This is a genomic window from Kosakonia sp. 1610 (genome assembly GCF_050435845.1).
Taxonomy (GTDB): Bacteria; Pseudomonadota; Gammaproteobacteria; order Enterobacterales; family Enterobacteriaceae; genus Kosakonia; species Kosakonia cowanii.
In genome coordinates this window covers 58,500-71,716 of record NZ_JBNDKZ010000014.1, presented here as the reverse complement: position 1 = coordinate 71,716, position 13,217 = coordinate 58,500, and the positions used below count along the sequence as shown (strand labels likewise).

12 protein-coding genes are annotated in these 13,217 nt (G+C 55.4%); 10 read left to right on the top strand and 2 right to left on the bottom strand.

Features of this window, described 5'->3' with window-relative positions; genetic code table 11:
- Positions 1–19: 19 nt before the first annotated feature.
- Positions 20–1,648 carry a class I SAM-dependent methyltransferase family protein gene (locus ABIC80_RS22890; RefSeq protein WP_429178651.1) on the top strand — a complete coding sequence of 543 codons (1,629 nt, stop codon included), beginning with the start codon at positions 20–22 and terminating at the stop codon, positions 1,646–1,648.
- 51 nt (positions 1,649–1,699) lie between these two features.
- Here the strand turns inward: ABIC80_RS22890 and gppA are convergent, their stop codons facing one another.
- Both gppA and rhlB read right to left on the bottom strand, forming a co-directional pair.
- Positions 1,700–3,184 carry a guanosine-5'-triphosphate,3'-diphosphate diphosphatase gene (gene gppA, locus ABIC80_RS22885; protein WP_076770432.1) on the bottom strand — a complete coding sequence of 495 codons (1,485 nt, stop codon included), beginning with the start codon at positions 3,182–3,184 and terminating at the stop codon, positions 1,700–1,702.
- 5 nt (positions 3,185–3,189) lie between these two features.
- Positions 3,190–4,461: an ATP-dependent RNA helicase RhlB gene (rhlB, locus tag ABIC80_RS22880; protein WP_023479570.1), complete on the bottom strand. Its 1,272-nt coding sequence runs from the start codon at positions 4,459–4,461 to the stop codon at positions 3,190–3,192.
- 144 nt (positions 4,462–4,605) lie between these two features.
- Here rhlB and trxA point away from each other — a divergent pair, with 144 nt between their 5' ends.
- From trxA to rffA, 9 genes are all read left to right on the top strand, one after another.
- Positions 4,606–4,935 (top strand): thioredoxin TrxA, encoded by a 330-nt coding sequence (gene trxA / locus ABIC80_RS22875; RefSeq protein WP_023479590.1) that lies wholly within the window; start codon positions 4,606–4,608, stop codon positions 4,933–4,935.
- A 161-nt stretch (positions 4,936–5,096) separates the two neighbouring features.
- Positions 5,097–5,195 (top strand): rho operon leader peptide, encoded by a 99-nt coding sequence (locus ABIC80_RS22870; protein WP_124971653.1) that lies wholly within the window; start codon positions 5,097–5,099, stop codon positions 5,193–5,195.
- Between the two features lie 87 nt (positions 5,196–5,282).
- The gene (gene rho, locus ABIC80_RS22865; protein ID WP_023479599.1) at positions 5,283–6,542 is read left to right on the top strand and encodes a transcription termination factor Rho; all 1,260 of its coding nucleotides are present in this window, start codon (positions 5,283–5,285) and stop codon (positions 6,540–6,542) included.
- A 244-nt stretch (positions 6,543–6,786) separates the two neighbouring features.
- Entirely contained in the window at positions 6,787–7,890 is a 1,104-nt protein-coding gene (wecA, locus tag ABIC80_RS22860; protein ID WP_076770431.1) for a UDP-N-acetylglucosamine--undecaprenyl-phosphate N-acetylglucosaminephosphotransferase, read from the top strand.
- A gap of 13 nt (positions 7,891–7,903) precedes the next feature.
- Positions 7,904–8,950: an ECA polysaccharide chain length modulation protein gene (wzzE, locus tag ABIC80_RS22855; RefSeq protein WP_054803680.1), complete on the top strand. Its 1,047-nt coding sequence runs from the start codon at positions 7,904–7,906 to the stop codon at positions 8,948–8,950.
- Between the two features lie 55 nt (positions 8,951–9,005).
- A complete protein-coding gene (gene wecB, locus ABIC80_RS22850; RefSeq protein ID WP_429178649.1) occupies positions 9,006–10,136 on the top strand; it encodes a non-hydrolyzing UDP-N-acetylglucosamine 2-epimerase in 1,131 nt (376 codons plus the stop codon).
- Positions 10,133–11,395: a UDP-N-acetyl-D-mannosamine dehydrogenase gene (gene wecC, locus ABIC80_RS22845; RefSeq protein WP_429178647.1), complete on the top strand. Its 1,263-nt coding sequence runs from the start codon at positions 10,133–10,135 to the stop codon at positions 11,393–11,395. Before wecB ends, wecC begins: the two co-directional genes overlap by 4 nt.
- Positions 11,396–11,404: 9 nt before the next feature.
- A complete protein-coding gene (gene rffC / locus ABIC80_RS22840) occupies positions 11,405–12,082 on the top strand; it encodes a dTDP-4-amino-4,6-dideoxy-D-galactose acyltransferase (protein ID WP_429178645.1) in 678 nt (225 codons plus the stop codon).
- A 4-nt stretch (positions 12,083–12,086) separates the two neighbouring features.
- Positions 12,087–13,217 carry a dTDP-4-amino-4,6-dideoxygalactose transaminase gene (gene rffA / locus ABIC80_RS22835; RefSeq protein WP_429178643.1) on the top strand — a complete coding sequence of 377 codons (1,131 nt, stop codon included), beginning with the start codon at positions 12,087–12,089 and terminating at the stop codon, positions 13,215–13,217.

The window sequence follows — 13,217 nt, the reverse complement described above, 5'->3', positions numbered from 1 at the left end:
AATAACATGCAGAAGAGTGATGATGACGCAGACCAGTCAGATGCAGCACTTTGTCAGCCATGACAATCAGCAAATACCTTACCAGCTCATTCCGGCGCGCTCGCAAAATGGCCCTGCGGCGGCCATCGTGCTGTTGTATCGCAACGCGGATCTTAAAGAGAAAATTGCCGCACTCGGCTTGCCGGAGTGTACCTTTTTCGCCATCGATTTTACCCCCGGTACGATCAACGCAGAGATGTCCGATGGTTCATCGGTGCTCTCGCTACAAAGCTATTATTTTCAGCAATTTATTGAGCATGTAACCGCGCAGCACGGGCTGCGCACGCAGGATATTGCCCTGATGGCGCACCATGAGTGCGCGGTAGTTATCGCCGCATGGATGGTGGATTATGCTCCGGAGATCCGCGCCGTTACGCTCCTCTCGCCGCGCTTTTTGCTGAGAAAACGCGATCTCTTATTGGCGTTGCTTAAAAAGCCAAAGGCGTGGAGCACGCTGCGCGATCTGCGCTATACCAGCCAGCGTATTTTTCGCAGCGTATTCGCCTGGCCAACGCCGACGCAGCTTGTGTTGACGCAAACCGACCGCAGGGCCGCTGCGGGTACGTTAATGACCTTTTATGCCAATCTGGGTAGCAGCGCAAAAACGGTGTTAATGAAGCCGGATAGCGGCTTCGGCTGCCCCGGCCAGTTGTGGGACAAGGCTATGCTAGCCCAGACACGTGCCTTTTTGCGGCTGCACTTCTCTCAGCATCACCCGGTGCCTTCGCTATTTGATTCCTGGCAGCAGGGCGCAACATGGGAGGAGTATGAGAGGTTACGTATGCCGGAAAAAAGTCTGTTACGGCGCGGCTACTGGATGCTGGCAAATTTTGCGCTGCGCGTCCTGGGGCACTGCTCTTCGGGGATTCGAATAGGGCTGGAAACCGGTTTCGACTCCGGCGCGTCGCTGGAGTATGTCTATCAAAATCAACCGACGGGTAAAGGCGCTGTGGGCAGAGCGGTTGATCGCTACTACCTCAATACGCTTGGCTGGCGCTGTACGCGACAGCGCAAACAACATGTTGAAGCGCTGATCGCCATGGCGGCGTCGCTTCTGGCGCAGCAGGATCAGGTGGTACGCCTGTTGGATATCGCCGCCGGCCAAGGTCGCTATATTCTCGACGCGATCGAAAAAATAGAGCCGCCGGTGGAGCATCTTCTGCTGCGCGATTTTGATGCTGCCAATGTGGAGGCGGGGAACCGTCTGCTGCTGCGGCGAGGGTTAAATGAGCGCGCGCGCTTCGAGCAGGGCGATGCTTTTTCACCCGCCGATCTCGCAACGTTGCCTGCCGACCGTACTCTGGCGGTGGTATCGGGCTTCTATGAACTCTTCAGCGATAATAACCTGGTGCTGGCCTCGCTCAATGGCCTCGCCAACGCGGTGAAGAAAGGGGGATATCTGGTCTATACGACCAAGCTGTGGAACCCAAAACTGGCGCTGATGGCGCGCGTATTGCCCAGCCACCAAAAAGGAGCGTTCTGGTTACTGCGTCGGCGCGCCCAGCGTGAGATCGACCAGATGGTGAAGCGGGCCGGTTTTGCCAAAGTGACTCAGCGGGTTGATGGCTGGGGATTGTTCAGCGTGACGCTGGCGAAAAAGGTGAGGTAGAGGAATCGATTTATCGCCGCGAAAGGAGTTCGCGGCAATAGATTGAGGTGCTTAGCGAATAACCAGCGCCCAGTGAACGTAGCTTTGCCACTGGCTCTCCTGATCGATCAGCTCTGCGCCCAGCGGATGGCTCGCCAGCCAGCCCGGCGGCAGCGCCAGCGTGAGCTGTTCACCCTGCGCGGTGACCGAGATTTCCGGCAGCAAATCATCACGACGACGGCTGGCGAAAATAATCGCCAGGCGTAGCAGGCGGCAGAGATGCTCCGCCACGCGTGGTGGGACGGCGTTTTGCTGATGCAGAGAGGAGAGATCGACTGCATTGGTCTGGTTAAGCAGCAGCGTGGCGAGCAGCTTTTTCTGCGCGGGGGTAAAGCCCGGCAAATCAAGGTTACGCACCAGCCAGGCGGCATGAAGCGGTGCCTGCTTAAATTCAATGCTTAAGCCGATTTCATGCAGTTCGCAGGCGACATGCAGGATTTCAGTGCTGTAGGCGTCTAAATCCCAGCTTGTCGAAACGCTTTGGGCGAATCGCTCTGCCAGCATCGAGACGCGTCTCGACTGATCGATATCCACCATAAACCGGCGCTGGATGTTGCGCAGGGTACGGCTGCGAATATCCTGATCAACCGCCAGATGAAGCATGCCGTAAACCAGCCCTTCGCGCAGCGCGCCGCCGGCGAGAGTCATGCTCTCAATGTTCATTTCGGTGAAAATGGCGATCAGAATGGCGAGGCCGCTGGGAAAGACCAGCGCGCGCTCAAGGGTCAGCCCTTCGATCTCCAGCTCTTCAAGCCGACCGCACTGGATCGCGCGCTGCTTAAGCTGCTGGAGTTTGCCAAGGGTGATGCGCTCATCCATGCCCTGCGCCATCATAATCTCTTGCAGCGCCTGCACGGTGCCGGACGCGCCGACACACACTTTCCAGCCGTGGCGACGAAGCTCATCCGCGACCGGACGCAGCACTTCGCGCGCCGCCTGCTCTGCGGTGTCGAAATTCTCCTGCGCCAGATGACGATCGGTGAAATAGCGCTCGAGCCAGGTAACGCAGCCCATCGACAGGCTGAACAGCGAGGTGGTTTGCGCCCCGGTGCCGGTCACGAGTTCCGTGCTTGCGCCACCAATATCGACCACCAGGCGCTGATCCGCGCCGCCGGTGGTATGGGCAACGCCCTGGTAAATCAGGCGGGCTTCTTCCTCGCCGCTGATCACCTGTACCGGACAGCCGAGGATCTCCTGCGCTTTGTCGAGAAACTCATGCGCATTGACGGCCAGACGCAGCGTGGCGGTCGCCACCACGCGGATCTGCTGTTGCGGGATATCCTGCAGGCGTTCGGAAAAGAGGCGCAGGCATTGCCAGCCGCGCTCCATCGCCTCCTGAGAGAGGCGATTGTCCTGGCTCAGGCCCGCCGCAAGGCGGACTTTGCGTTTAATACGCGACAGAGTCTGGATACTGCCAGCCACCTCGCGCACAACCAGCATATGAAAACTGTTGGAACCGAGATCAATAGCTGCGTAGAGCGAGGCGGAACCGAGCATAGTAATTAACCTGAACGACGACGATTACGCGGCGCGCCACCACCACTACGGCGCGGACCATTGGCCGGGCGAGAACGCGTCAGGCGTTTCGGCGGCGGCAGTTCGCTGAGCAGCGCATCCGGGTTGTATTTGCTGACCGGAATAGAGTGACCAATATAGGTCTCAATCGCTGGCAGGTTCAGCGCGTACTCTTCGCACGCAAGGCTGATCGAGTTTCCGCTGGCACCCGCGCGACCGGTACGGCCGATACGGTGAACGTAATCTTCGCAGTCATCCGGCAGATCGTAGTTAAAGACGTGCGTTACAGCCGGAATATGCAGACCACGCGCCGCGACGTCTGTCGCTACCAGGATATCGAGATCGCCACGGGTAAACTCATCCAGGATACGCAGGCGTTTCTTCTGCGCCACATCACCCGTCAGCAGGCCAACGCGATGACCATCGGCGGCCAGGCTGCCCCAGATCTGTTCACAACGGTGTTTGGTATTGGCAAAAACAATGGCGCGATCCGGCCACTCTTCTTCAATCAGGGTCTGCAGCAGACGCATTTTCTCGTCGTTGGACGGATAGAAAAGCTCTTCTTTAATGCGGTGGCCGGTTTTCTGTTCCGGTTCCACTTCAACATATTCTGCGTTGTTCATCTGCTCGAATGCCAGTTCACGCACGCGGTAAGAGAGCGTAGCGGAGAAGAGCATATTGAGACGCTGGTCGGTTGCCGGCATACGGCGGAACAGCCAGCGGATATCTTTAATAAAGCCCAGATCGTACATACGATCGGCTTCGTCCAGCACCACGACCTGAATCGCGCCCAGGTTAATATGGTTCTGTTTGGTGTAATCGATCATACGACCGGTGGTGCCGATAAGAATATCGACGCCGCTTTCCAGCACTTTCAGCTGTTTGTCGTAGCCATCACCGCCGTAAGCCAGACCGAGCTTCAGTCCTGTCGACTGCGCCAGCGGCTCTGCATCAGCGTGAATTTGCACCGCGAGTTCACGTGTCGGCGCCATGATAATCGCGCGCGGCTGGTTAACTTTACGGTCTTCGATTGCAGGGTGAGAGAGGAGATAATGAAACGTTGACGTTAAAAACGCCATCGTTTTACCGGTACCGGTTTGCGCCTGACCTGCAACATCACGACCCGCCAGCGTTAGCGGAAGGGCGAGAGCCTGAATAGGCGTGCAATTATGAAAGCCTTTAGTTTCAAGGGCTTCTATCACTTTTGGGTGCAGGGCGAAGTCGGAAAACTTCTGTTCTGTTAAATGTGTTTTGCTCATAGTGTGGTAGAATATCAGCTTACTATTGCTTTACGAAAGCGTATCCGGTGAAATAAAGTCAACCTTTAGTTGGCTATTGTGGCATCAACACGTTGCTGTTTTATGCTACACCAACATGCCAGGCTTATTCCTGTGGAGTTATATATGAGCGATAAAATTATTCACCTGACTGACGATAGTTTTGACACGGATGTACTCAAAGCGGACGGGCTCGTGCTCGTTGATTTCTGGGCAGAGTGGTGTGGACCGTGCAAAATGATCGCCCCGATTCTGGATGAGATCGCTAATGAGTACGAAGGCAAGTTGACCATTGCGAAACTGAACATCGACCAGAACCCAGGCACCGCGCCGAAGTATGGTATCCGTGGCATCCCGACCCTGCTGCTGTTCAAAAACGGCGAAGTGGCGGCGACCAAAGTGGGCGCACTGTCCAAAGGTCAGTTGAAAGAGTTCCTGGACGCTAACCTGGCGTAATCCCAGACTCTCACCGGTGCGGCCAGCTATCCTAAATTGCCAGGATTGCTGGACGCCCGACCCCAGCCGTGCTAATTTAGTTTTGACTTCGTTCTAAACATATCTATAGTTGTTTGAACCTTGCGTTACCCCAATACTTCCCGCTGAGCATCTCAGCCGCGTTGAGAAGTAGACAGATTCCGGGCTTGTCGCTCATTCCGTCTTATCGTTTCAGTTCTGCGTACTCTCCTGTGACCAGGCACCGATTAGACATGAGTTGATGGCCGCTAACAGGCATGGATGACCCTGCCATACCATTCACAACATTAAGTTCGAGTATCACCCCGAGTTTAAGAACCCACACCATTATGAATCTTACCGAATTAAAGAATACGCCGGTTTCTGAGCTTATCACTCTCGGCGAAAATATGGGGCTGGAAAACCTGGCCCGTATGCGCAAACAGGACATCATTTTTGCCATCCTGAAGCAGCACGCAAAGAGTGGCGAAGATATCTTCGGCGACGGTGTGCTGGAGATTCTGCAGGATGGATTTGGTTTCCTCCGTTCCGCAGACAGCTCCTACCTTGCCGGCCCCGACGACATCTACGTATCCCCCAGCCAAATCCGCCGTTTCAACCTCCGCACCGGTGACACCATTTCAGGTAAGATTCGCCCACCTAAAGAAGGTGAACGTTACTTTGCACTGCTGAAAGTTAACGAGGTGAACTACGATAAACCGGAAAATGCGCGCAATAAGATTCTGTTCGAGAACTTAACGCCGCTGCACGCGAACTCTCGTCTGCGTATGGAACGTGGTAACGGCTCTACTGAAGATTTAACTGCCCGCGTTCTCGATCTGGCTTCGCCGATCGGTCGTGGTCAGCGTGGTCTGATTGTGGCACCGCCGAAAGCGGGTAAAACCATGCTGCTGCAGAATATCGCGCAGAGCATCGCTTACAACCATCCTGACTGTGTGCTGATGGTGCTGCTGATTGATGAACGTCCGGAAGAAGTGACGGAAATGCAGCGCCTGGTGAAAGGTGAAGTGGTTGCGTCAACCTTCGACGAACCGGCCTCCCGCCATGTGCAGGTTGCTGAAATGGTTATCGAAAAAGCGAAACGTCTGGTTGAGCATAAGAAAGATGTCATTATCCTTCTCGACTCCATCACCCGTCTGGCGCGTGCTTATAACACCGTTGTTCCGGCTTCCGGTAAAGTGTTGACCGGTGGTGTGGATGCGAACGCCCTGCACCGTCCGAAGCGTTTCTTCGGTGCTGCGCGTAACGTGGAAGAGGGCGGTAGCCTGACCATTATCGCGACGGCGCTGATCGATACCGGTTCGAAGATGGATGAAGTGATTTACGAAGAGTTTAAAGGCACCGGTAACATGGAGCTGCACCTCTCACGTAAAATCGCAGAAAAACGCGTCTTCCCGGCGATTGATTACAACCGCTCCGGTACCCGTAAAGAAGAGCTGCTCACCACACAGGAAGAGCTGCAGAAAATGTGGATCCTGCGCAAAATCATTCACCCGATGGGTGAGATCGATGCGATGGAGTTCCTCATCAACAAGCTGGCTATGACGAAGACGAATGATGAGTTCTTCGACATGATGAAGCGCTCTTAATTCAAATAAACCCCCGAAGCGCCACGTTTTTACGTGGCGTTTTTCATTGGTGGGCTATACGCTATATGCACTGGGACAGGTATTGTCCGACGTTGGGGAGCACCCGATAGGTTATTAATCAGCTGAATATCCTACCTGGTTGAAAAGCAAACAATAATACCCGCGAAAGACCTGCATTCTCCTTTTATGGGGCATAGCATCGTCGTTATACTGTCAGGATAAACATTAGCTGAGAGCATGCATTGTGAATCTACTCACTGCTTTTACTGAATTATTCAGTATTTTTTTGTTTACTATGCTTTTCTTATTTGTTGCGCGCAAGGTAGCAAAACGGATAGGTCTGGTTGACAAGCCCAACTTTCGTAAACGTCATCAGGGATTGATACCGCTGGTTGGTGGCATTTCCGTCTATGCGGGGATCTGTTTTACGTTTGGAATTACCAACTATTACATTCCTCACGCCGCTCTCTATCTTCTTTGTGCTGGCGCGCTGGTTTTAATTGGCGCGCTGGACGATCGCTTCGATATCAGCGTTAAATTCCGGGCTTCTGTCCAGGCCCTGGTTGCCGTCGTAATGATGGTGGTCGGTAAACTCTATCTCAGCAGCCTTGGTTACATCTTCGGCTCATGGGAGATGGTTCTCGGCCCGTTCGGTTACCTGCTTACGCTCTTTGCCGTGTGGGCCGCGATCAACGCCTTTAATATGGTCGACGGTATCGACGGTTTGCTTGGCGGGCTCTCCTGCGTGTCGTTTGCCGCGATTGGCTTCATTCTGTGGTTCGATGGTCAATCAAGCCTCGCGCTGTGGTGCTTCGCCATGATTGCCGCGATCTTGCCCTATATTCTGCTCAACCTGGGCGCCCTTGGCCGTCGCTACAAAGTCTTTATGGGTGACGCCGGGAGTACGCTCATCGGCTTTACCGTGATTTGGATTTTACTGGAAACTACGCAGGGCAAAACCCACCCCATTAGCCCGGTGACGGCGCTGTGGATAATCGCCATTCCGCTGATGGATATGGTAGCGATTATGTACCGTCGCCTGCGAAAAGGGATGAGTCCTTTCTCTCCCGACCGCCAGCATATTCATCATCTGATCATGCGCGCAGGTTTTACTTCTCGTCAGGCATTTGTGCTGATCACCTTAGCCGCCGCACTGCTCGCCACCATCGGCGTGGTGACGGAATATCTTCGTCTGGTTCCAGAGTGGGTAATGTTGGCATTATTCTTGCTAGCATTCTTTCTGTATGGCTACTGTATTAAGCGTGCATGGAAAGTGGCGCGTTTTATCAAACGGGTAAAACGCAGAATGCGCCGTAGCAGAGGTCAAAAATCAACACTAACCAAGTAAAATCGGGAAAGCGATGATTCAACAAGCGTCGGAAACACCTTCAGCGGTTACGGAAAATGAACTGGATATTCGGGGTTTGTTTCGTACTTTGTGGGCAGGAAAATTTTGGATTGCTGGCGTAGCGCTGCTCTTCTCGTTGCTGGCGCTGGTGTGGACCTTTTTCGCTCCCCAGGAGTGGGGGGCGACCGCTGTTACCGACCGACCAACCGTCAATATGCTTGGCGGTTACTACTCCCAGCAGCAATTTTTGCGCAACCTGGACGTAAAGGCGAACCTTGCGCCCGCCGATCAGGTTTCTGTCATGGATGAAGCGTATAAAGAGTTCATCATGCAGCTTGCGGCATGGGATACGCGTCGCGATTTCTGGTCGCAAACCGACTATTACAAGCAGCGTCGTGTTGGCAACAGCAAAGCGGATGCCGCGATGCTCGACGACCTCATCAATAATATCCAGTACACGCCAGGTGATGTCGTGCGTAACCAGAATGACAACGTCAAACTGATCGCCGAAACCGCGCCGGACGCGAACAATCTGCTGCGTCAATATATTGCTTTCGCCAGCCAGCGCGCCGCCAGCCATCTGAACGATGAACTGAAAGGCGCATGGGCGGCACGTACTATTCAGATGAAAGCGCAGGTGAAACGTCAGGAAGAGGTCGCCAAAGCTATCTATAACCGACGTGTCCACAACGTTGAGCAGGCGCTTAAAATCGCTGAGCAAAACAATATCTCGCGCAATGTGACCGATATTCCGACGGATGAGCTGCCGGATTCCGAACTCTTTATGCTTGGTCGCCCGATGCTGCAGGCACGTCTGGAAAACCTGCAGGCGGTAGGGCCGCAATACGATCTGGACTATGATCAAAATCGGGCGATGTTGAATACCCTCAACGTCGGCCCGACGCTGGATCCGCGTTTTCAGACCTATCGATATCTGCGTACACCGGAAGAGCCGGTGAAACGCGACAGCCCGCGTCGTGCTTTCCTGATGATTATGTGGGGAATTGTCGGTGCGTTAACCGGAGCTGGGGTGGCGTTAGCACGTCGCCGTTCGAACTAAACGCCGTCTGAGATGGAGGCGCTATGCCTCCATCCTCTAATTAAAGAGAATCGTTGTGAAAGTACTGACCGTATTCGGCACGCGACCAGAAGCCATCAAAATGGCACCGCTGGTTCATGCGCTGGCAAAGGATCCTGACTTTGAGGCAAGAGTTTGCGTCACTGCACAGCATCGGGAGATGCTCGATCAGGTGCTGAACCTCTTCTCTATCGTCCCGGATTACGATCTAAATATTATGCGTCCCGGGCAGGGGCTAACCGAAATTACCTGCGGTATTTTGCAGGGATTAAAACCCATTCTGGAAGCGTTCCGCCCGGATGTCGTGCTGGTTCACGGCGATACCACTACCACCATTGCTGCAAGCCTCGCCGCGTTTTATCAACGCATACCCGTAGGGCATGTGGAAGCAGGTCTGCGTACCGGCGATCTCTCATCTCCCTGGCCGGAAGAGGCTAACCGCACGCTGACGGGTCATCTGGCGATGTACCACTTCGCGCCGACAGAGAACTCCCGGCAAAATTTACGCCGGGAAAACGTTGCCGATGAGCGCATTTTCGTTACCGGCAATACGGTGATTGATGCGCTCTTCTGGGTACGTGATAGCGTGATGAACAACCCCGCGCAATATGAGGCGCTGGCAGCCCGCTACCCTTTCCTGGATGCAAAGAAAAAACTGGTGCTGGTTACCGGCCACCGCCGGGAGAGTTTCGGCCAGGGCTTTGAACAGATTTGTCACGCGCTGGCGGATATCGCTGCCCAGAATGATGATGTCCAGATTGTCTATCCCGTGCACCTCAATCCTAATGTCAGCGAGCCGGTAAACCGCATTCTCGGGCCGGTTGAGAACGTTTTTTTGATTGAGCCGCAGGATTATTTACCCTTCATGTGGTTGATGAACCACGCCTGGCTGATCCTGACGGACTCCGGCGGCATTCAGGAGGAGGCGCCTTCACTGGGTAAACCGGTGCTGGTAATGCGTGACACGACCGAGCGGCCAGAGGCCGTCGATGCCGGAACCGTAAAACTGGTGGGCACCGATCGCCAGTGCATCGTCGATGAGGTCACGCTCCTGCTTAATGACAATGAAGCATGGCAGACCATGAGCCGCGCGCACAACCCTTACGGGGATGGGCAGGCTTGTGGCCGAATTTTGCACGCACTTAAACACAATCAGGTAACACTATGAGCTTTACAACCATTTCCGTGATTGGCCTCGGCTACATTGGCCTGCCTACCGCAGCGGCTTTTGCCTCCCGGCAGAAGCAGGTCGTAGGGGTGGACATCAACGCGCGTGCCGTGGAGACCATTAACCGTGGCGAGATCCATATCGTTGAGCCGGAACTGGATAGCGTAGTAAAAGCGGCGGTGGAGGGCGGTTACCTGCGCGCCAGCACCACGCCTGTTGCGGCAGACGCCTACCTGATTGCGGTGCCAACACCGTTTAAAGGCGATCACGAGCCGGATATGGCCTACGTTGAAGCCGCAGCTAAATCCATTGCGCCCATGCTGCATAAAGGCGCGCTGGTGATCCTCGAATCCACCTCACCGGTTGGTGCGACGGAGCAGATGGCGCAGTGGCTCGCCGAGACTCGCCCGGATCTCACCTTCCCTCAGCAGGCTGGCGAGCAGGCGGACGTGAATATCGCCTACTGCCCGGAGCGCGTACTGCCGGGCCAGGTAATGGTCGAACTGATTAAAAATGACCGCGTGATTGGCGGTATGACACCCAAGTGTTCTGCCCGCGCCAGCGAGCTTTATAAAATCTTCCTTGAAGGCGAGTGTGTGGTCACTAACGCCCGCACCGCCGAGATGTGCAAGCTGACAGAAAACAGCTTCCGCGACGTTAACATCGCTTTTGCCAACGAACTGTCGCTGATTTGCGCCGATCAGGGGATCAACGTCTGGGAGCTGATCCGCCTGGCGAATCGCCATCCGCGCGTCAATATTCTGCAGCCCGGTCCAGGCGTCGGCGGCCACTGTATCGCGGTCGACCCATGGTTTATCGTGGCGCAGAACCCCGATCAGGCAAGGCTTATCCGTACCGCGCGTGAAGTGAACGATCACAAACCGCACTGGGTGCTGAACCAGGTGAAAGCCACCGTCGCCGATTGCCTCACTGCGAGCGGCAAGCGCGCCAGCGAGGTTAAAATTGCCTGCTTCGGGCTGGCGTTTAAACCGAACATTGACGATCTGCGTGAAAGCCCGGCGATGGAGATCGCGCATGACATCGCCCAGTGGCACAGCGGCCAGACGCTGGTCGTCGAACCGAATATCCACACGCTGCCGGAGAAAATGGCCGGGCACAGCACGCTGGTCAACACCAAGGATGCGCTGGCGCAGGCCGATGTGCTGGTGATGCTGGTCGACCATAAGCAGTTTAAAGCGGTCGATGCCGCCACCATTTCGCAGCCGTGGATCGTCGATACCAAAGGCGTCTGGCGCTAAGGATTTAGCATGGCGGTGCATGGCACGATAGATGAGCTGGTATGGGAAAGCGCTTTTTTTGGTCTGCGCAGCGCGATTATTCGTCTGAATCCTTCCGCACCCGCGCTTACTGGCGCAGATTTTGCACAGTGGGAACGCCTGCAGGTGAAATTGCCCGCCGCGCAAACCCATCAGCTTGATGCCCTGCAACAGCTGGGTTTTCAACTGGTCGAAGGTGAGATCGATTTGCGATTGCCGGTTGCCGCACAGGGTGTCGATCCGGTCGCTACTGTGGCAGGTGAAAGCGATATTCCCGCGCTTCGTCAGATGGCGGCAGAGATGTTTGTCCAGAGCCGCTTTCGCGCGCCCTGGTATGCGCCTGAGGCGAGCGGTCGTTTCTACGCGCAGTGGATTGAAAACGCGGTAAAGGGTCTTTTCGACCACCAGTGTCTGATTTTCCGCGCGCAGGAGGATGCCATCAGCGGTTTTGTCTCCCTTCGCCAGCTTAATGAGCACGAGGCGCGTATTGGCCTGCTGGGCGGACGCGGTATGGGCGAGAAATTGATGCAGGCGGCGTGCCAGTGGGCGCGAGCGCGGCAGTTAACGCACGTGTGTGTGGCGACCCAGCTTGGGAATACTGCCGCACTTAAACGATATATTCAGAGCGGCGCGAACGTAGAAAGCACCGCCTTATGGCTATACAGGTAACGCTATGATCCCTTTCAATGCACCACCGGTAGTAGGAACGGAAATTGACTACATGCAGTCGGCAATGGGCAGCGGGAAATTATGCGGCGACGGCGGTTTTACCCGCCGCTGCCAGCAGTGGATGGAGCAGCGTTTTCACAGCGCCAAAGTCCTGCTGACGCCTTCATGCACCGCATCGCTGGAGATGGCCGCGCTGCTGCTGGATATCCAGCCTGGCGATGAAGTGATCATGCCGAGCTACACCTTCGTCTCCACCGCCAACGCCTTTGTGCTGCGTGGAGCGAAGATCGTCTTCGTTGATATCCGTCCGGATACGATGAACATCGATGAGACGCGGATTGAAGCGGCGATCACCGATAAGACGCGAGCGATTGTGCCGGTGCATTACGCGGGCGTTGCCTGTGAAATGGACACCATCATGGCGATCGCGCAAAAGCATAAGCTGTTCGTGGTGGAAGATGCCGCGCAGGGCGTGATGTCGACCTACAAAGGACGGGCATTAGGCACCATCGGCCATATTGGCTGCTTCAGTTTTCACGAAACCAAAAACTACACCGCGGGCGGCGAAGGCGGCGCGACGCTGATTAACGATCGCGCGCTGGTTGAACGCGCCGAAGTGATTCGTGAAAAGGGCACCAATCGCAGCCAGTTCTTCCGTGGGCAGGTCGATAAATACACCTGGCGCGATATCGGCTCCAGCTATTTGATGGCCGATTTGCAGGCCGCCTACCTGTGGGCGCAGCTGGAGTCAGCCGATCGCATTAACCAGCAGCGGCTGGCCTTGTGGCAAAACTACTATGATGCGCTCTCCCCGCTGGCAAAAACCGGGCGCATTGAACTGCCCTCGATTCCGGCAGAGTGCAGCCACAATGCGCACATGTTTTACATTAAGCTGCGCGACGAAGCGGATCGCAGCAAGCTGATCGCCTTCCTGAAGGAAGCGGAGATTATGGCGGTGTTCCACTATATCCCGCTGCACGCCTCGCCGGCCGGCGAGAAGTTCGGCACCTTTCACGGCGAAGACCGCTATACCACGCAAGAGAGTGAGCGGTTGCTTCGCCTGCCGCTCTTCTACAACCTGACGTCGGTCAATCAGCGGGCGGTGATCAGCACGCTTCTGAGCTACTTCAGCTGA

What these genes read in the sequence shown, in the direction of transcription:
- ABIC80_RS22890 (WP_429178651.1), top strand. Translation starts at nt 20, where the DNA reads ATGATGACGCAGACCAGTCAGATGCAGCACTTTGTCAGCCATGACAAT.
- gppA (WP_076770432.1), bottom strand. Translation starts at nt 3,184, where the DNA reads ATGCTCGGTTCCGCCTCGCTCTACGCAGCTATTGATCTCGGTTCCAAC.
- rhlB (WP_023479570.1), bottom strand. Translation starts at nt 4,461, where the DNA reads ATGAGCAAAACACATTTAACAGAACAGAAGTTTTCCGACTTCGCCCTG.
- trxA (WP_023479590.1), top strand. Translation starts at nt 4,606, where the DNA reads ATGAGCGATAAAATTATTCACCTGACTGACGATAGTTTTGACACGGAT.
- rho (WP_023479599.1), top strand. Translation starts at nt 5,283, where the DNA reads ATGAATCTTACCGAATTAAAGAATACGCCGGTTTCTGAGCTTATCACT.
- wzzE (WP_054803680.1), top strand. Translation starts at nt 7,904, where the DNA reads ATGATTCAACAAGCGTCGGAAACACCTTCAGCGGTTACGGAAAATGAA.
- wecC (WP_429178647.1), top strand. Translation starts at nt 10,133, where the DNA reads ATGAGCTTTACAACCATTTCCGTGATTGGCCTCGGCTACATTGGCCTG.
- rffC (WP_429178645.1), top strand. Translation starts at nt 11,405, where the DNA reads ATGGCGGTGCATGGCACGATAGATGAGCTGGTATGGGAAAGCGCTTTT.
- rffA (WP_429178643.1), top strand. Translation starts at nt 12,087, where the DNA reads ATGATCCCTTTCAATGCACCACCGGTAGTAGGAACGGAAATTGACTAC.